We start from the raw sequence: 18055 nt of genomic DNA, 5'->3' as shown, positions 1-18055 counted from the left end.
ACACATGGTAGATACGCTGCTTTGCGGACGCTTTGAGCTGGCGCTCAAGCGTCCGCTTGTCATGGGGATCGTCAATGCAACGCCGGACTCCTTTTCAGATGGCGGACAGCACGATGCTCCGGAGCAGGCCATCGCCCATGCCTGGCAGTTGCTGGAAGAAGGCGCCGATATCCTGGATATCGGCGGTGAATCGACACGGCCCGGCGCGCAGCCGGTGTCGGTCGAGGATGAACTGGCCAGGGTGCTGCCGGTAGTGCGCGCCCTGCAGGGCGCAGGAGTACCGCTCTCTGTGGATACCTGCAAGCCCGAAGTCATGCGCCGCGTACTGGATGCCGGCGCCGACATGATCAACGATATTGCCGGTTTCAGCACGCCGGAAGCGGTAGCAGCAGTCGCCGACAGCCGTTGCGGCCTGTGCGTCATGCACATGCAGGGCGAACCGCGCACCATGCAGCAGTCGCCTGTCTACCAGGACGTGGCTGGCGATATCGCTGCTTTCCTGGCGCAGCGGGTCGCAGCGCTGGAAGCGGCAGGCGTGGCGCGTAAGCGTCTTTGCCTGGATCCCGGCTTCGGCTTCGGCAAGACGGCGGATCAAAATTACGAATTGCTCAAACGGCTGCCTGAACTGCTGGCTGCCGGCCTGCCTCTGTTGATCGGGTTGTCGCGCAAGACCATGATAGGCGCGGCCACGGGCCGTCCGGTGGCGCAGCGTGTGGCGGGGAGCCTGGCTGGCGCACTGGCGTGCGTGGCCCGAGGTGCAAAAATTATCAGAGTGCACGACGTGGCAGCCACATGCGATGCGCTGAAAGTGTGGCAGGCTGCGGAACAGGGGTATATCTCAAATGACGAAGCGTAAGTATTTCGGCACCGACGGGGTGCGCGGCAAGGTTGGCGGTCCGGTGATCAATGCGGAATTCGCCCTCAAGTTGGGTTATGCAGCCGGCAAGGTGCTGGCGCAGAGCTATGCCGGTTCCGGCCGGCCCCGCGTGCTGATCGGCAAGGACACGCGAATTTCCGGTTACATGCTGGAGTCGGCGCTGGAAGCGGGCCTGTCGGCGGCAGGCATCGACGTTCTGCTGGCCGGTCCGCTGCCGACGCCCGCCATCGCCTACCTCACGCGCGCGTTCCGCTTGAATGCCGGTGTGGTGATCAGTGCCTCGCACAACCCGTATTACGACAACGGCATCAAGTTCTTTTCCGATCAGGGCATGAAGCTGCCCGATGAGACCGAAGCCGCCATCGAGGCAGCGCTGGAGCAGCCCATCAGCTGTGTGGAATCGGAAAAGCTGGGCCGGGCCCAGCGCCTGGACGACGCATCGGGGCGCTACATCGAGTTCTGCAAGAGCACGTTCCCCAATGATCTGGACCTGAGCGGCAAGAAGGTCGTGGTGGATGCCGCGCACGGCGCGGCTTACCACATCGCGCCGCACGTGTTCCGCGAATTGGGCGCGACGGTGCATGCCATCGGCTGCTCGCCTGACGGCCTGAACATCAACGAAGGCGTGGGCGCACTGCATACCGAAGCGCTGGCCACCGAAGTGCTGGTTCGTGGCGCGGACATGGGCGTGGCGCTCGACGGCGATGCCGACCGCATCCAGATGGTCGACGGCAATGGCCGCATCTACGACGGCGATGAATTGCTGTACGCTATTGTGCTGGACCGCCTCAAGCGTGGCCCGGTGGAAGGCGTGGTGGGTACGCTGATGACCAACTACGGCTTCGAGCTGCAGATGAAGAAACTCGGCATTCCCTTCGTGCGTGCCAAGGTCGGTGACCGTTATGTGCTGGAGCAGTTGCTGCAACGCGGCTGGCTGTTTGGCGGCGAAAGTTCCGGACACCTGCTGTGCCTGGATTGCCATCGCACGGGTGACGGTATCATCGCCGCGCTGCAGGTGATGGCGGCCTTGAGCCGCAATAACGTGACACTCGCCGATTGGGTGTCCGATCTGAAAATGTATCCGCAAGTCATGATCAATGTGCCCCTGAACCCCGGGACTGACTGGCAGGCTCATCCGGGCCTCAAGGCGGCGCAAGCGGACGTGGAAGCGCGACTGGCTGGCCGTGGCCGGATTTTGATCCGTGCTTCCGGTACCGAACCTAAGCTGCGGCTGATGGTCGAAGCGGAGGAAGCGGAACTGGCTCGTTCGTGCGCGCAGCATCTGGCCAGCGTAAACTTCACCCAGGCTTCATGAAAGTGTCAATGACTTGAAATGTCGCTGAGCGACACTATGATGCCTTGCCAAGGAGTCCATGCATGCTCGAATTAGCCCGAATTTCTACGCCTCAGGAGGCCGGAGAATCCTGGCCCCCCGATGGGGAGGCCGGATTGGTCGCGGGCCTGGCCAGCACGGCCGAGGAAATCGAGCAAGTGCAGCGGCTGCGCTACCAGGTCTTCTCCGAGGAAATGGGCGCGGTGCTGCATGGCTGTGAAGACGGCCTGGATCGAGATCGTTTCGATCCCTGGTGCGAACACCTGATGGTGCGCGAACTGGGCACGGGCCGCGTCGTCGGCACCTATCGCATCCTGACGCCGCAAGGCGCGCGGGGCGCGGGTGCCTACTATTCCGAATCCGAGTTCGATCTCAGCGGCCTGGGGGAAATCCGCCAGGAGCTGGTCGAGTTCGGCCGTTCCTGCACGCATGCCGATTTCCGCAGCGGGTCAGTGATCATGTTGCTGTGGGCTGGCCTGTCGGAGTTCCTGGTGCGCGGCGGCTTCCGCTACGTGCTGGGCTGCGCCAGCGTGCCGCTGCGTGATGATGGCGTGACGGCGGCGGAAGTCTATCGCCAGGCCGAAGCACAGATCCGTGGCCCGGGCCCGAAGGTGGCGCCCTGGCATCGTTATCCTGTCGAACGCCTGAATCACAGCCTGCCGGCCAAGCTGCCGCCGCTGATCAAAGGCTACCTGAAAATCGGAGCCAAGGTCTGCGGCGAGCCGGCCTGGGACCCTGATTTCAATACGGCCGATTTTCCCATGTTGCTGACGGTCGATGAAATGGACGAACGTTACCGCAAGCACTTCGGGCTGGATGCCCTGCTGGCGGAAGGGTTGCCCGCCCTGGGCAATCAGCCTGGCGGGAAGGCCTGAGATGGCAACGGCGCAGCGGTCTGACAGACGGCTGCGCCGTTTGGTGTTGCGCCGCTATTTGCGGGCGACGCGCAGCTTACGCCTGACGCTCAAGGATTTCGAAAGAAAAACCCGCTTTGCGCCATTCTGAGGCCTCGGCTTCCAGGGCGTATTCCAGCAAGGGGTTGGTACGGCGCCAGCCGTTCGGCATGCTGACGCTGATCTGGCTGTTCTTGACGGCCAGCGAGAGCGGCAGTCGAGCCATGGACTGACGCCGCCGAAAGAGCAGGGCGGCCAGGCGCAGACAAAGAATGGCGCGCCATTTCACATCATTCTTTGGCTTGCCGGGCAGGCGCGAGAGCTTGCCGTGGTGGGCGAAGGCCAATTGCGCCAGCAATTCCTGGTCGTCATTGGAAAAGCCTGGCATTTCCGCATTTTCCAGCACATAGGCGGTGTGACGGGCGTAGCCGTTGTGTGCAATGGAAAGGCCGATCTCGTGCAGGCTGGCGGCCCATTTGAGCGCCAGTACCAGTTCGTGGTCGACTTCCGCTGGACGGCATTGCTCGAACAGCGCCAGCGCGGCGTCGCGGACGCGCTCCGCCTGGTTCTGGTCCACGTGGTAGCGCCGCATGAACTGATCGACGGTTTCCTGGCGCGTATCGTGTTCGTCTTCGCGGCCCAGCAGGTCGTACAGGACACCGACACGCAGCGCGCCGTCGCCAGTACGCATGGATTCTATTTTCAGTTCACTGAAAATGGCGGCCATGATGACCAGACCGCCGGGCAGCACGTCGGCGCGTTCCAGCTTGATGCCGGGATGCTCGGACGCAATGACCTTGCCCGAGCGTATCAGCTTGGCTTTCAGCGCTTCCATGCCCTTGAGAGTGATGCCCTGGCTGGACAGGCCGGATTCGGTCAGGATCGCGTAGAGCGCCTTGGCGGTGCCGGACGAGCCGAAGGCCTCGGCCCAGCCCACTTTCTTGTAGCGCCGGGTGATGGTTTCGATCTCGCGGCGGGCTGCCAGGTCGGCCTGCTGCATGCTGGCGCTGGTGATCTGGCCATCCGGGAAAAAGCGCTGGCTGAAGCTCACACAGCCCATGTGCAGCGAGGCGACCTGCAAGGGCCGGTAGCCTTTGCCAATGATCAGTTCGGTGGAGCCGCCGCCGATGTCGACGATCAGCCGCTGGGCCGTGGAGGAAGGCAGGCAATGCGCCACGCCGGCATAGATCAGGCGGGCTTCTTCGTGGCCAGCCACGACTTCGATGGGAAAGCCCAGCGCGGCTTCGCAGCGGGCCAGCAATTGATCGGCGTTGCGCGCGACCCGGAAGGTATTGGTGGCGACGGCACGGACGCGGTCCGGGCGGAAATCGCGAAGGCGGTCGCCGAACAGGCGCAGGACTTCAGTGGCGCGGACGATGGCTTCGTCTGCCAGAACCAGTGAGGCATCCAGGCCGGCAGCCAGTCGTACCGTTTCCTTGAGCCTGTCGACCTGGTAGATCTGACTGACCCCGGCTTCCTGCACGACTCGTCCGATGGACAGTCGGAAACTGTTGGAGCCGAGGTCTACGGCGGCCAGGAGGTTATCCATGGTTCCCCTTGTTATCAGTTATATGCAGTTGCCGGATTATAGATTTATGAAAGAGCCAGAATGCTGCACAGCAACGGAATTTTTCCATTGTTCGGGAATTAATCCCTGATGGCCCTATGGCAGGCGCTTTGGCGTGCTGTCATATTTATGTCATTCTATTGAAGTAAAAGTAGGAGTTTTTCTCCGTCTGCCGATTTTGTTGAAGAGATCCCATGCCTGATACTGTTTCCATCCGTCCGGATGCATTGCTTCTGAACCGGGAGCTGTCGCTGCTCAAGTTCAATGAAAGAGTGCTCAGCATGGCGGACAGGGAAGATACGCCCTTGCTCGAAAGGCTGCGTTATGTCTGCATCGTCAATTCGAACCTTGATGAGTTTTTCGAGATTCGCGTCTCCAGTCTCAAAGAGCAGCAGCGCCTGACGCCGGACCTGCGTGGTGACGACGGCCTGACGCCGGACGAAGCCTTCCGCCTGGTGCAAAGCCGCGTGCATGATCTGGTCGAGAGACAGTACGAACTGCTCAGCGAGGAACTGCTGCCGCGGCTGGAAAAGGAAGGGATCGCGCTGCTGCACGTGGACCGCTGGACCGAGGAGCAGCGCGCCTGGGCCTTCGACATGTTCCTGCGCGACGTTATGCCGCTGCTGACACCCATAGGCCTGGATCCGGCGCATCCGTTCCCCAGGGTGTACAACAAGAGCCTGAATTTCATCGTTTCGTTGTCCGGTACCGATGCCTTCGGCCGCAATGCTTCCATTGCCATCGTCCAGGCGCCCAGGGCACTGCCGCGTCTGGTGCATATGCCCGAGGCGGTTTCCGGCATGCAGCACGGCTATGTGCTGCTGACGGCCTTGATGCGCGCCTTCGTCGGCGAGCTTTTCCCTGGCCTGGAAGTGCGTGGTTGCTACCAGTGGCGCGTGACTCGCAACAGCGACCTGTTCGTGGACGAGGAAGAAGTCACCAATCTGCGCCAGGCCTTGCAGGGGGAGCTGTCGCAACGCAATTTCGGGGCTGCCGTGCGGCTTGAACTCGATACGCGCGCGCCCAAGGACCTGGAAGTCTATCTGCAAAAGGAATTCGCCCTGACGGCGGCGGATACCTATCGCGTCAGCGGACCGGTGAATCTGTCGCGCCTCATGCGCCTGTGCGACGTCGCGGACCGGCCAGCCTTGCTGTTTCCTTCCTACCGGGCACCCGTGCCGGAACCATTCTCACAGCGCGGCGCCAAACCGGCGGAATTGTTTGCCGCGATCGCGGCGGGCGACCGTCTGCTGCATCATCCCTATCAATCGTTCCAGCCCGTCATTGATTTCCTGACGGCGGCGGCGCTGGACCCCGATGTGGTGGCGGTCAAGCAGACCATCTACCGCACCGGAGAAGACTCCGAACTGATGCGCCTGCTGATGGCGGCCGCGCGTGCCGGCAAGGAAGTCACCGTTGTGGTGGAGTTGATGGCCCGCTTCGACGAACAGACCAATATCAACTGGGCGGCCAAGCTGGAAGAGGTCGGGGCGCACGTGGTGTATGGCGTCGTCGGTCACAAGACTCATGCCAAGATGGCGTTGGTGCTGCGCCGCGAGAACGGCCAGATTCGCCGCTACGGTCACCTGGGTACTGGCAACTATCACCCCCGCACCGCCAGGCTGTATACCGATTTCGGCCTGCTGACGGCCAACCCTGCGCTGTGCGACGACATGGACAAAGTGTTTTCCCAGTTGACCGGGCTGGGGGCGCGGCGCAATCTGCAATTGCTGTTGCAGTCGCCGTTTAACCTGCACGAACGCATGGTGTCGCTGATACGCGCCGAAGCCCGCGCGGCGGCCGAAGGCCAGAAGGCCCGCATCATGGCCAAGATGAATGCCCTGCTGGAGCCGGACATCATCCAGGAACTGTATGCGGCCAGCCAGGCCGGCGTGAAGATAGACCTGATCGTGCGTGGCGCCTGCGCGCTGCGTTCCGGGGTGCCGGGCCTGTCGGAAAATATCCGGGTGCGCTCCATCGTCGGGCGCTTCCTGGAGCATTCCCGGGTGTTTTATTTCTACGACGGCGGCAAGGAGACTGTCTATCTGTCCTCGGCTGATTGGATGGAACGCAATTTCTTCCGCCGCGTGGAGCTGGGTTTCCCCATCCTGGAGCGCAAGCTCAAGCGCCGGGTCATCAGTGAAGCCTTCCTGATGGCGTTGCGTGACAATCAGCTGGCCTGGCAGCAACGCCCCGATGGCGACTATGCGCGGGTGCGCGGCCGTGGCGAAGCGTATAACCTGCACGACAAATTGATGGCCTTGCTTGGAAAGTCATGACTGTCATGTTTCTGTCATCGACAGACTCTACGATAGCGTTCGTACAGGCTGGATGCCTGTCAGTGACTTCCTAACAAGACCTGAGGGATTGCAATGTTCAAACGTGTTTTCAAGCAGCTGGCCGTTGGTGTCGCCTTTGGCGCGTTCACCCTGTCCGCGCATGCCGCCGACATCACTGGCGCCGGCGCGTCCTTCCCCTATCCGATCTACGCCAAGTGGGCATCGGACTACAAGGCCCAGACGGGCAACCAGGTGAATTACCAATCCATCGGCTCGGGCGGCGGTCAACAACAGATCATTGCCAAGACCGTGGACTTCGGTGCTTCCGATGACCCCCTGAACGCCGAAAAGCTGCAGGAAAACAATCTGCTGCAATTCCCCGCCGTGATCGGCGGCACCGTGGCCGTGGTCAATATCGACGGCGTACAGCCGGGCCAGCTGAAGCTGTCGGGCCAGATCCTGGGCGACATCTTCCTGGGCAAGATCAAGAAGTGGAACGACCCCGCGATTGCCGCGCTGAACTCGGGCGTGACCCTGCCCAACGCTGACATCGTCGTGGTGCACCGTTCGGACGGCTCGGGCACGACCTTCGGCTGGACCAACTATCTGTCCAAGGTCAATGCCGACTGGAAGTCGCAGGTTGGCGAAGGCAAGGCCGTCAAGTGGCCGGTGGGCCAGGGCGGCAAGGGTAACGAAGGCGTGGCCAACTATGTCGGCCAGCTGAAGAATTCGATCGGCTACGTCGAATACGCCTACGCCAAGCAGAACAACCTGGCCTGGACGCAGCTGCAGAATGCCGCCGGCAAGTTCGTTCAGCCTGAGCAGAAGGCCTTTGCCGCTGCTGCTGCCTACGCCGACTGGGATGCCGCTCCCGGCATGGGCGTGGTCCTGACCAACCAGCCTGGCGATGATTCGTGGCCCGTGACGGCAGCCACCTTCATCCTGGTGCAAAAGACCCAGGACAAGCCGGCCCAAGGCAAGGCTGTACTGGAGTTCTTCGACTGGGCGTTCAAGAACGGCCAGGAGTCGGCCTCCGCGCTGGACTACGTGCCTCTGCCTGAAGCTGTGACCGGCAAGATCCGCACCATCTGGGCGCAGGAAATCAAGGCTGCCGACGGCGCCGCGATCTGGAAGTAATCAGCAGGGCCGGGCGGAAGCGGGCGACCGCTTCCGCGGCACCTGGGCCGGGGGCTGCCTCAGAACATACCCCGGCATTTTTTTTGCAATGATTCTGTTGAATATTAGGAAGATGCACCCATGAGTGCGGTAATGGATAACAGCGAGCAGGCTGTGCGTCAGCCCGAGGCGGCGACAGGCGCCCCGGTCCCCGAAACCCCCAACCGCAACGCACTGATGGATGCGTTGTTCAGGAATCTCACCCGAATATTCGCTTTCCTGGTTTTCATCCTGTTGGCGGCGATCATGGTGTCGCTGATTTATGGCAGCCATGAAACGCTTTCCGAGTATGGCCTGTCCTTCCTCTGGACCAATGAATGGGACCCGGTGCAGGAGTCCTATGGCGCGCTGGTGCCTATTGTCGGCACCTTGCTGACGTCCTTCATCGCGCTGATCATCGCCGTGCCGGTGTCCTTCGGCATCGCCATGTTCCTGACCGAGCTGTCCCCCGCCTGGCTGCGCCGCCCGCTGGGCACTGCCATTGAAATGCTGGCCGCCATTCCGTCGATCATCTACGGCATGTGGGGCCTGTTCGTGTTCGTACCTGTCTTCCAGCAATACGTGCAACCCACCATGATTTCCGTGTTGGGCAGCATTCCGGTCATCGGCGGCTTTTTCTCCGGCCCGCCCTTCGGCATCGGCATCTTCACCGCCGGCCTGATCCTGTCCATCATGATCATCCCGTTCATTGCCTCGGTGATGCGTGACGTGTTCGAACTGGTGCCCCCCATGCTCAAGGAATCGGCCTACGGCCTGGGCAGCAGCACTTGGGAAGTGATGTGGAAGGTCGTGCTGCCTTTCACGCGCTCTGGCGTCATCGGCGGCATCATGCTGGGCCTGGGCCGGGCGCTGGGTGAAACCATGGCCGTCACCTTCGTCATCGGCAACGCCTTCCGCATTCCGGATTCCATTTTCGCACCGGGCAATTCGATTGCTTCCGCGTTGGCCAATGAATTCAACGAGGCGGGCGGCATGCAGAAATCCGCGCTGATCGAATTGGGCCTGATCCTCTTCCTGATCACGACGGTCGTGCTGGCGTGTTCGAAGGTCCTGCTGTTGCGCCTGTCGCGCTCGGAAGGCACCAAGAGCTGAACCGGACCGGAAACATTAGGCAAGAGAGACTCACCATGTCCACGAATTCCGCTTCTTCCGGCAACAAGTCGGTCATCAACATGCAGAACGGCATCTACCAGCGCCGCCGCATGACCAACAAAGTCATGCTGGGCCTGTCGATGGCAACACTGATCTTCGGCCTGTTCTGGCTGTTCTGGATCATTCTTACGCTGCTGGTCAAGGGTGGCGGCGCGATCTCGCTGTCGCTGTTCACCGAAATTACCCCGCCGCCAGGACAGACTGGCGGCCTGGCCAACGCCATTCTGGGCAGCTTCGCCATGGCGGGTGTCGGCACGCTGATCGGCACCCCGATCGGCATTCTGGCCGGTACCTACCTGGCGGAATATGGCCAGCGAGGCTGGCTCGCGCCGGCCACACGTTTCCTGAACGATGTGCTGTTGTCGGCGCCGTCCATTGTCATCGGCCTGTTCATCTACTCGGTCTATGTCTACCAGGTCGGGCACTATTCCGGCTGGGCGGGCGCCGTGGCGCTGTCCATCCTGGTGATCCCTGTGGTGGTCCGCACGACTGACAATATGCTGCTGCTGGTGCCTAACAGCCTGCGTGAAGCCTGCTTCGCCCTGGGCTGCCCCAAGTGGCGCATGATCCTGATGGTCTGTTACCGCGCTGCCCGCTCGGGCATGATCACCGGCGTGCTGCTGGCTGTGGCCCGGATTGCAGGGGAAACCGCACCGCTGCTGTTCACCGCGCTGTCCAACCAGTTCATGTCCTTCAATATGAATGCGCCCATGGCCAACCTGCCGGTGGTGATCTTCCAATACGCCGCCAGCCCCTTCAAGGACTGGAACACGCTGGCCTGGGCCGGCGCCGCGCTGATCACGCTTTTCGTGCTGGCCATCAACATTCTTGCGCGCAGCCTGTTCCGCAAGCACTGAACGCATATCCTCCGCGCATACGACCCGAATACTCTGCTGTCCAGGATTCATCATGGAAAATACCGCTACCGCCGCCAAGACGAGTGCTCCGCACATCCAGATCCCCAGTGAGCCCGCGAAGCTGCAGGTCAATGACCTGAATTTCTACTATGGCAAGTTCCACGCCATCCGCAACGTCAACATGACAATTCCGGAACATCGCGTGACGGCTTTCATCGGCCCGTCGGGTTGCGGCAAGTCCACGCTGCTGCGTACCTTCAACCGCATGTACGAGCTCTATCCGGGGCAGCGCGCCGAGGGCGAAATCCTGCTCGACGGCGAGAATCTGCTGACCACCAAGATGGACATCTCGCTGCTGCGCGCCAAAGTCGGCATGGTCTTCCAGAAGCCCACGCCTTTCCCCATGAGCATCTACGACAACATCGCCTTCGGCGTGCGACTGTTCGAGAAGCTCAGCCGCGGCGAAATGGACGAGCGGGTCGAATGGGCGCTGAGCAAGGCCGCGCTGTGGAATGAAGTGAAGGACAAGCTGCACCAGAGCGGCCACAGTCTCTCCGGTGGCCAGCAGCAGCGCCTGTGCATTGCTCGCGGCGTGGCGATCAAGCCGGAAGTCCTGCTGCTCGACGAACCCTGCTCGGCGCTGGACCCGATTTCCACTGCCAAGATCGAAGAGCTGATTGCGGAACTCAAGAACGAATACACCGTCGTGATCGTGACCCACAACATGCAGCAGGCCGCCCGTTGCTCGGACTACACGGCTTATATGTACCTGGGTGAGCTGATGGAGTTTGGCGAGACCGGGCAGATGTTCGTGAAGCCCTCGCGCAAGGAAACCGAGGACTACATTACCGGCCGTTTCGGCTAAGCAACGCTTGCCGCGCCGGCGCCTGGCGCCGTGCCTGGACCTTCTCTGGCTGACGGGCCTTCGCCTGCGCCGGGAAGGTCTTTTTTTTGCCGGAGCGGCCCTGGGCAAAGCGTTTCTCGGAAGCCCCGGGCCAAAGGCACGGCGAGGGTGGGGGTATTGATGGGCGTTTCAGTATCGCGTCTCTCATTACAATGCTGGCAATGCAATGAAACGGGTGATCGGTGACATGACGCGCAGGCAGGGCATGGTTTTGTGGGCGCTGGCTGCGTTGGCATTGCTGCTGGTCGCTGATCTGGTTGCGATTTTGCTTGGCGATATCGACAGGCCGGACCGCAATGATGGGCAGCGCTATGGGCACAGCCGCTTTTTCCTGGTGGATGGCGTCGTGCATGCGCAGGTGGTGGGCAGTGGGTTGGTCGCCATGCCGCAGGCGGACCCAGCCAGCTTCGCACCGCTGGAGGCGGAGCAGCGCTCGGTGTTCCACATGGGGCGGGACCGGACGCATGTATATTGCGGCAACCATGTGCTGGCCGGGATGAATCCGACGCGGACGGTCGTGCTGGGCCAGGACTACGTTAGCGACGGCCGCACCACCTATTTCTGCAGCGAAAGCAGCGCGGCCAATCCAGATCAGCAGGGCTTGGCAGGATTCTGGCAGGCGCAGCGACACGCGTTGGGGCTGGGCCCACGCCGCCAGTCGCATATCCATGCCTGGGTGCAACTGCCTGAAAGCGCGGTGCCCTACCGCATTTTACCGGGTGCGCATCTGGCGACCGATGGCCGGCTGGTGTATCTGGCAGGCCAGTTGCTGCCTGGGGCAGATCCCTTGAACATCCGTGTGCTGCCCTGGTCGCGTGGGGGCCGCGCGGTTGGGTCCAGTGATTACCTGGCGGATACGCGCCATGTCTATTACCGGGGCAAACGCCTGGACATTCCGGCCAGCCCGGCCATGTATGTCGTGAGTATCGCGGGCGGCGACCGCCAGCCGCAGACCCTGATTGATCCGGCGGGCAGCGCCTATACCCAGGATCTGGCCTTTGACTCCGGGCAGGGGCCCTATCTGCCGCTGAGTGCGCCGGATGCGCCGGTGAACCACATGCTGCTGGCGGGAACGGACGGCGTCTATTACGCTGAACCGGTGCGCGGCGAGGTCCTGAGGCTGACTTCGGAAGTGACTCGTACCGGCGGCTGGCGGCCGCTGTCGGACCGTCTGGCGAGCAATGGCAGCCAGGTGCTGGTGTTGCACGCCGGCAGGGAGTGGATCAGGCGCGGGCGGCAGGGTGGCAGGGTATTGCAGGAACGTTGGACGCGCCTCTGGATGCTGGATGATGGCGAACCCGGCGGGTGGGTTTCGGCAGGAAAGGCACGCCAGGGGCTGGGAGAGGTATGGCGCCATGGCAGCCGGATGTATTTCCTGCCCGGCGAGCGCTGGTCGCTTGGCCTGGAGCAGCCCATCTATCGCATTGCGGACGAGCCTACGCGGCAGTGGTTGCTGGATGCATCCTTGCCACCCTTGTCGAACAAGGATTTGCGCGCGCGTATCGAAGCAGGGCAATTGACGCCGCCACCCATGAGGGAACTGGGCATGGCGCGTTCCGTCTATCGTTTCTTCGGTGTCGCGGCCGCGCTGGGCGTAGCCCTGGCTGCATTGGTGCTGGCGCTGCTTGGCTACCGTTTCCTTTGGCAGGCCGTCGGCTGGCGGGGGCGCCCGGTTCTGTATGTGGACGGCGGGCGGCTGTACGCTGGCAATTTGCTGCACACTTTCTACCCGTTGGCGGAAGTGTCTTGCGTGACCATCCATGACGCCACGCCCGGCGGCCAGCAGGGCCGGCGGGCGGGCTTCAGCATTCAGGTGCGCAAGGGCAGGACGCATCGCTATGTCCTGAAGGGCGAAGACATTCCAATGCGGTTGGCTGCCCTCCCGGCACGGCTGGCCGGGCACGGGATACGGGTGCTGCGGGATACTGTTCAGGGGGCTTGAGCGGCAGGGCCTGGCTGCCCATGAAAAACGCCTCCCTGGAGGGAGGCGTTTCTGGCGCAAGGGGGGCGTGCCGAAAAATCAGGCGCGCGCCGCGTCTTCCAGTTCCAGCTCTTCTTCGAAGAGGGAGCGCTCGCCGCGTTCATCGCGGATGCGGGTAGGCAGGCCCATGGTTTCCAGCAAGGCAAGCAGTGGCCGTGCCGGCAACTGTTCGACGTTGACCATGCGGCGCACATCCCATTCACCTTTGGCGATCAGCACGGCGGCTGCAGCGGCTGGTACGCCTGCGGTATAGGAGATTCCCTGGCTGCCCACTTCTTCGTAGGCGGCCTTGTGGTCGCAGATGTTATAGATGAACACCTCGCGTTCCTGGTCTTGCCAGCGGCCTTTCACCAGGTCGCCGATGCAGGTTTTGCCGGTATAGTCCGGTGCCAGCGAGGCGGGGTCCGGCAGGACGGCCTTGACCACTTGCAGCGGCACGACGGTCTGGCCGCAGTCGGTCGTCACAGGCTTTTCGGACAGCAGGCCGATATTGTTCAGTACGTTGAAAACGTTGATGTAGTGTTCGCTGAAACCCATCCAGAAGCGGATGTTGGGCACATTGAGATGCTGTGACAGCGAATGCAGTTCGTCGTGGCCGGTGAGGTAGCTGGCCTGGCGTCCGACCACAGGCAGGTCGTCCTCGCGCTTGACCTCGAACATGCGGTTGGCTTTCCATTGGCTGTCCTGCCAGGTCCAGACCGTGCCGGTGAACTCGCGGAAATTGATTTCCGGGTTGAAGTTGGTGGCGAAGTACCGGCCGTGCGAGCCGGCATTGATGTCGATGATGTCGATGGAATCGACACTATCGAAGTATTCATTGACTGCCAGGGCGGCATAGGCATTGACGACGCCAGGATCGAAACCTATTCCCAGGATGGCGGTGACGCCTGCGGCATCGCAGCGCTCGCGGCGCTTCCATTCATGGTTTGCGTACCACGGAGGCTGTTCGCAGACGTGTGCGGGATCTTCGTGGATTGCCGTATCGAGATAGGCTGCGCCGGTTTCGATGCAGGCCTCGAGCACAGGCATGTTGACGAAGGCCGATCCGACGTTGATGACGATTTGCGCGTTCGTCCTGTTTATCAGGTCGCGGGTAGCGGCGCTATCCATGGCGTCGAGTTCATGGACTTCGAGCTTGCCGGCAATCTTCATGCTGCGGCGCGTATGCACATCGCTGGCGATAGCGCGGCACTTTTCAATGGAGCGCGAGGCGATGTGTATGTCGCCCAGCACATCATTGTTCTGGGCGCATTTGTGGGCGACTACCTGCCCGACACCTCCAGCGCCAATAATCAGGACATTTTTTTTCATTTCTCGATCAAACCCTCGTTGAGAAAAGGGGAACAATCGGGAGAGCCCCGCCAGTAACGGCTGTCAGGAGAGGCTCGCTGCGTAATCGTCGTACCCGAAGGTTTTGACGATCTCGGTTTCACCGGACAGGCGCCGTACCACGATGGATGGCATGTTCAGTCCGTTGAACCAATTCTTTTTGACCATGGTGTAGCCAGCGGCATCCTGGATGGAGATACGGTCGCCGGCCTGCAGTGGCTGCTCGAAACTGAACTCGCCGAAAATATCGCCCGCCAGGCAGGACTTGCCACACACCATGTAGCGGTGCGCGCCAGCGTCGGGTTCGATGCGGGCAGGCAGGGCGTAGACCAGCAGGTCCAGCATGTGCGCTTCAATGGAGCTGTCGACGATGGCGATGTCCTTGCCATTGTTCAGGGTGTCCAGCACCGAGACTTCCAGCGTCGCGCTGCCGCTGATGGCGGCCTCGCCCGGTTCCAGGTAGATTTGCACGCCATAGGTGTCGGCAAAGGCCTTCAGGCGGTCTGCCAGGGCGTCGATCGGATAGTCGTCAGCAGTGAAGTGCACGCCGCCGCCCAGGCTGATCCAGTCCACCTGGGCAATCAGATGGCCGAACCGGGCTTCGATGCGCGAGAGCATCTGGTCGAAACTCTCGAAACTGCGGTTTTCGCAGTTGTTGTGGATCATGAAGCCGCTGATGTCGCCGATGAAAGGTTCGACACGGGCCGGGTCGTGCTCGCCCAGCCGGCTGTGGGGGCGAGAAGGGTCGGCCAGCAGGTATGGGGAATTACTCACCTGCGGATTGAGCCGCAAACCGCGCGGGATGCCGTCGGCCGCCTGGCGGAAGCGCTGCAGCTGGCCGATGGTGTTGAAAATGATCTTGTCAGCATGGGAGACGACCTCGGCAATTTCCGCATCGCTGTAGGCGACGCTGTAGGCATGGGTTTCACCGCCGAATTTCTCGCGGCCCAGGCGCACTTCCAGCAGCGAGGACGATGTCGTGCCGTCCATGTAATCCCGCATGAGCCCGAAGACGGACCAGGTGGCGAAGCACTTCAGGGCCAGCAGGGCCTTGGCGCCGGAGCGCTGCCGCAGATGGGCAATTTTCTCCATGTTGCGCAGCAGGCGGGATTCATCTATCAGGTAGTAAGGAGTCTGGATCATTTGGCAGTTGCGGAAAGTTCAGGCGCGTCTAACTGACTGGGTGAAAACAATGCCGGCCGCCCAGCCTGGTATCAGGCCGGAGGCAGCAGGCGCTAGCCGGAAATTGCCGTCGGCGGGGGCAGCTTACTGGCCGATGGAGGAGCGGTCCGCGAGGGGACCGGTGGGTTCCACGGCGCTGGCTGGCATGTTGCCGGCGGCGTTGCCGCGAAGATTCGCTTCGTGGCAAGGGTTTTGCGGGATGGAACAGCCATCCTGCCGGTATGTCTCAGCCCGCAGGCGGGCAATGATGGATAGCCGTTCCGGGCCATCCGGCCTGGGGTTGCCCAGGCGATCCGACAGCCAGAGGCCGTCAGTGGCGAACCAGACGATCCAGGCGCCGACGGACACCTGGCCACCGCAGTCATCATGCAGGCGCCGGCTGACCCATTCATGCCACCGCTGGCGCAAGGCCGGTTCGGAAAACAGCATGACGGAAAGGACGGCCCAGCGTTGCGATGGCGCGCTGGCCGGCGCGCTGCTCATGGCATCCAGGTAGGCGCGGGTGAAGCGTCCCTGGGGGACCGGGTCCTGCTGCATGAGTGCCGCGATCTGCCGGTCCAGGCGCCGCAGGAACTCATCGCACATGGCTTCCAGCAGCGCGTGCTTGCTGGGAAAATGGTGCAGCAGGCCGCCTTTGCTGACGCCCGCTTCCTGGGCCACGGCCCGCAGGGTCAGCCCGTTCAGGCCATGTTCGAGCGCAATCCGCGCCGCTTCATCCAGCAATTGCCGGCGTACCGATTCAGGCTGTTTCTTGCGCTGATGAGCTATCGACATGGCAGGGGAAGATACCGCCCGGACGGTTTTTTGTCAATGTGACGGAACGAGCGAAAAAACCCTCAAGTCAAGGCTTTTTGCGGTATTTTCACGGCATGTTCTGCGATTCGTGCCGATGGCGGGCGGGGGGATTGCGGCGATGTGACTGAGCGCCTCCGGGCATCGCGCAAGGACGGGCATCAGATATCTCCCCAAATGGCGCGGGTGCGGGGCACGGCAAGGCGTGGAAAGGGTAATATTAGCAAGCAAAAAAGATGCATGGAGGGCCGGATTTTCCAGGTACTTCGCCCTGTTTCAGGTGCTGCAAATTGCGTCGTTTTCGCATTACACTCAGCGAGTTACCCGGGCTGGTTACCCGGTGCACACAATTCTTTCCGCTATCACACCCATGGCCGCGTCGTCCGGCGGCCATGTCGCCATAGTCATGGTTGCTTTTTTGTCCCATATGGGCGCGCCATGATTAACGCCAAGAAGATTCAATACAGGGTTTCTATGCGAGCCAAGCCTATCTCTTTCACTGCGCCACGCATCGTGGTTACGGGTGCCATGTTGTTGTTGCTGGCTGCTTGCGGCGACAAGCCGCAAGGCGCGCCGCAGATGCAGCCGGAGGTCAAGGTCGTGACTGCGATCCAGCAGCGCGTGCCCATTATTTCCGAGTTGCCTGGCCGCGTCGATGCCGTCCGGGACGCCCAGGTCCGTGCCCGGGTCACCGGCATTGTAGAGAAGGTCAATTTCGAACAAGGCCGCGACGTCAAGGCGGGCGATCTGCTGTTCACGATCGACCGCGCCCAGCTCCAGGCCGTCTACAACCAGGCGAATGCACAGCTCAAGCAGGCCGAGGCCGCGCTGCTGAGCGCCCGTTCGCTGGCGCAACGCTACGAACCGCTGGTCAAGGTCAACGCGGTCAGCCGCCAGGAATACGACAACGCGCTGTCGGCGTCGCGTGAGGCGGAAGCCGCCGTGGTGGCAGCCAAGGCCGCGCTGGAGTCGGCTGCCATCAACCTGGGTTATACCAAGGTGACGTCGCCCATTAGCGGCCGCATCGGCGAACCGCTGGTAACTGAGGGCGCACTGGTGGAAGGCTCGACGGCAACGCACATGGCAACCGTGCAGCAGCTCGATCCCATCTACGTGGATTTCAACCAGAGTACGGCCGACCTGGCTCAGCTGCGCAAGGTGTTCAGCCATGGCAAGGTGCAGCGCGTCGACGAGGCGCCGGTTACGGTGATGCTCGATGGCCAGCCCTATGATCAAAAGGGCCGCCTGTTGTTTACCGGTGTGACGGTCGACCCGAGCACCGGCCAGGTCAAGCTGCGTGCCGAGGTACCCAATCCCCATTCCGAATTGCTGCCGGGCATGTTCGTGCGGGTGAAGCTTGAACAGGGCTATGACGAGAACGCCGTGCTGGTGCCGCAACAGGCGCTGCAGCGTGCGGTGGACGGTTCGGCCAGCGTGTTCCTGTTGCGTGATGGCGACACGATCGCCGTGGCACCGGTCAAGGTGGGCATTGCCTATCAAGGCCAGTGGGTGATCCAGGAAGGCGTGAGCGCTGGCGATGTCGTCGTCGTTGAAGGCTTCCAGAAGATCGGCCCGGGGGCCAAGGTGAAAGCACACCCCTGGAAGCAGCAGGAAGAGGGCGCTGCGCCTGCAGCCGCCGCGGCGCCTGCGGAGGCCAAATGATTCACAGCGAGGTCGCGCACGCCTCGGCGCCCCAACGGGCGCCGGGCGATTCCCTGTACCGTATCGCGAGA

At 62.1% G+C, this 18055-nt stretch carries 14 protein-coding genes; 10 read left to right on the top strand and 4 right to left on the bottom strand.

All coding sequences use genetic code 11. The features are described 5' to 3' along the window. The first annotated feature begins 4 nt into the window (after positions 1-4). The 3 genes from folP to ACEW7X_RS11390 all read left to right on the top strand — a co-directional run bounded on the left by folP (position 5) and on the right by ACEW7X_RS11390 (position 3085). Positions 5-856 carry a dihydropteroate synthase gene (gene folP / locus ACEW7X_RS11400; protein ID WP_068370226.1) on the top strand — a complete coding sequence of 284 codons (852 nt, stop codon included), beginning with the start codon at positions 5-7 and terminating at the stop codon, positions 854-856. Next, positions 843-2192: a phosphoglucosamine mutase gene (gene glmM, locus ACEW7X_RS11395; RefSeq protein WP_068370224.1), complete on the top strand. Its 1350-nt coding sequence runs from the start codon at positions 843-845 to the stop codon at positions 2190-2192. The genes folP and glmM overlap by 14 nt, the downstream gene beginning before the upstream one ends. Before the next feature lie 62 nt (positions 2193-2254). After that, positions 2255-3085: a GNAT family N-acetyltransferase gene (locus ACEW7X_RS11390; RefSeq protein ID WP_068370221.1), complete on the top strand. Its 831-nt coding sequence runs from the start codon at positions 2255-2257 to the stop codon at positions 3083-3085. A 76-nt stretch (positions 3086-3161) separates the two neighbouring features. On the opposite strand, the gene ppx is transcribed toward ACEW7X_RS11390, so the two are convergent. After that, complete coding sequence (gene ppx, locus ACEW7X_RS11385) at positions 3162-4652, bottom strand: exopolyphosphatase (RefSeq protein WP_068370219.1); 1491 nt, start codon at positions 4650-4652, stop codon at positions 3162-3164. A gap of 212 nt (positions 4653-4864) precedes the next feature. On the opposite strand from ppx, the gene ppk1 reads away from it, so the two are divergent. From ppk1 to ACEW7X_RS11355, 6 genes are all read left to right on the top strand, one after another. After that, on the top strand, positions 4865-6949 hold the full coding sequence (ppk1, locus tag ACEW7X_RS11380) for a polyphosphate kinase 1 (protein ID WP_130487798.1): 2085 nt from the start codon (positions 4865-4867) through the stop codon (positions 6947-6949). 93 nt (positions 6950-7042) lie between these two features. After that, positions 7043-8086: a phosphate ABC transporter substrate-binding protein PstS gene (gene pstS, locus ACEW7X_RS11375; protein WP_068370216.1), complete on the top strand. Its 1044-nt coding sequence runs from the start codon at positions 7043-7045 to the stop codon at positions 8084-8086. A 120-nt stretch (positions 8087-8206) separates the two neighbouring features. Further along, entirely contained in the window at positions 8207-9217 is a 1011-nt protein-coding gene (pstC, locus tag ACEW7X_RS11370; RefSeq protein ID WP_068370214.1) for a phosphate ABC transporter permease subunit PstC, read from the top strand. A 35-nt stretch (positions 9218-9252) separates the two neighbouring features. After that, entirely contained in the window at positions 9253-10134 is an 882-nt protein-coding gene (pstA, locus tag ACEW7X_RS11365; RefSeq protein WP_127774727.1) for a phosphate ABC transporter permease PstA, read from the top strand. A 52-nt stretch (positions 10135-10186) separates the two neighbouring features. Beyond that, positions 10187-10999 (top strand): phosphate ABC transporter ATP-binding protein PstB, encoded by an 813-nt coding sequence (gene pstB / locus ACEW7X_RS11360; RefSeq protein WP_068370213.1) that lies wholly within the window; start codon positions 10187-10189, stop codon positions 10997-10999. A gap of 205 nt (positions 11000-11204) precedes the next feature. Next, positions 11205-12980, top strand: coding sequence for a DKNYY domain-containing protein (locus ACEW7X_RS11355; protein WP_068370212.1), 1776 nt, complete (start codon positions 11205-11207; stop codon positions 12978-12980). Between the two features lie 78 nt (positions 12981-13058). Here the strand turns inward: ACEW7X_RS11355 and ACEW7X_RS11350 are convergent, their stop codons facing one another. From ACEW7X_RS11350 to ACEW7X_RS11340, 3 genes are all read right to left on the bottom strand, one after another. Continuing rightward, positions 13059-14330 carry a saccharopine dehydrogenase family protein gene (locus tag ACEW7X_RS11350; protein WP_068370211.1) on the bottom strand — a complete coding sequence of 424 codons (1272 nt, stop codon included), beginning with the start codon at positions 14328-14330 and terminating at the stop codon, positions 13059-13061. Between the two features lie 63 nt (positions 14331-14393). Then, a complete protein-coding gene (locus tag ACEW7X_RS11345; RefSeq protein WP_068370208.1) occupies positions 14394-15491 on the bottom strand; it encodes a carboxynorspermidine decarboxylase in 1098 nt (365 codons plus the stop codon). 123 nt (positions 15492-15614) lie between these two features. Next, positions 15615-16304, bottom strand: a complete 690-nt coding sequence (locus ACEW7X_RS11340) for a TetR/AcrR family transcriptional regulator (RefSeq protein WP_068370206.1) — start codon at positions 16302-16304, stop codon at positions 15615-15617. Between the two features lie 492 nt (positions 16305-16796). On the opposite strand from ACEW7X_RS11340, the gene ACEW7X_RS11335 reads away from it, so the two are divergent. Further along, on the top strand, positions 16797-17984 hold the full coding sequence (locus tag ACEW7X_RS11335) for an efflux RND transporter periplasmic adaptor subunit (protein WP_068370204.1): 1188 nt from the start codon (positions 16797-16799) through the stop codon (positions 17982-17984). The last annotated feature ends 71 nt before the right edge of the window (positions 17985-18055 follow it).

Source organism: Kerstersia gyiorum (assembly GCF_048595715.1).
Taxonomy (GTDB): Bacteria; Pseudomonadota; Gammaproteobacteria; order Burkholderiales; family Burkholderiaceae_B; genus Kerstersia; species Kerstersia gyiorum.
The sequence above is the reverse complement of the archived record's forward strand: the minus strand, read 5'-3'. Positions and strand labels throughout refer to the sequence as shown.

Coding starts and splice junctions, on each gene's coding strand:
- folP (WP_068370226.1), top strand. CDS start 5: ATGGTAGATACGCTGCTTTGCGGACGCTTTGAGCTGGCGCTCAAGCGT.
- glmM (WP_068370224.1), top strand. CDS start 843: ATGACGAAGCGTAAGTATTTCGGCACCGACGGGGTGCGCGGCAAGGTT.
- ACEW7X_RS11390 (WP_068370221.1), top strand. CDS start 2,255: ATGCTCGAATTAGCCCGAATTTCTACGCCTCAGGAGGCCGGAGAATCC.
- ppx (WP_068370219.1), bottom strand. CDS start 4,652: ATGGATAACCTCCTGGCCGCCGTAGACCTCGGCTCCAACAGTTTCCGA.
- ppk1 (WP_130487798.1), top strand. CDS start 4,865: ATGCCTGATACTGTTTCCATCCGTCCGGATGCATTGCTTCTGAACCGG.
- pstS (WP_068370216.1), top strand. CDS start 7,043: ATGTTCAAACGTGTTTTCAAGCAGCTGGCCGTTGGTGTCGCCTTTGGC.
- pstC (WP_068370214.1), top strand. CDS start 8,207: ATGAGTGCGGTAATGGATAACAGCGAGCAGGCTGTGCGTCAGCCCGAG.
- pstA (WP_127774727.1), top strand. CDS start 9,253: ATGTCCACGAATTCCGCTTCTTCCGGCAACAAGTCGGTCATCAACATG.
- pstB (WP_068370213.1), top strand. CDS start 10,187: ATGGAAAATACCGCTACCGCCGCCAAGACGAGTGCTCCGCACATCCAG.
- ACEW7X_RS11355 (WP_068370212.1), top strand. CDS start 11,205: ATGAAACGGGTGATCGGTGACATGACGCGCAGGCAGGGCATGGTTTTG.
- ACEW7X_RS11350 (WP_068370211.1), bottom strand. CDS start 14,330: ATGAAAAAAAATGTCCTGATTATTGGCGCTGGAGGTGTCGGGCAGGTA.
- ACEW7X_RS11345 (WP_068370208.1), bottom strand. CDS start 15,491: ATGATCCAGACTCCTTACTACCTGATAGATGAATCCCGCCTGCTGCGC.
- ACEW7X_RS11340 (WP_068370206.1), bottom strand. CDS start 16,304: ATGTCGATAGCTCATCAGCGCAAGAAACAGCCTGAATCGGTACGCCGG.
- ACEW7X_RS11335 (WP_068370204.1), top strand. CDS start 16,797: ATGCGAGCCAAGCCTATCTCTTTCACTGCGCCACGCATCGTGGTTACG.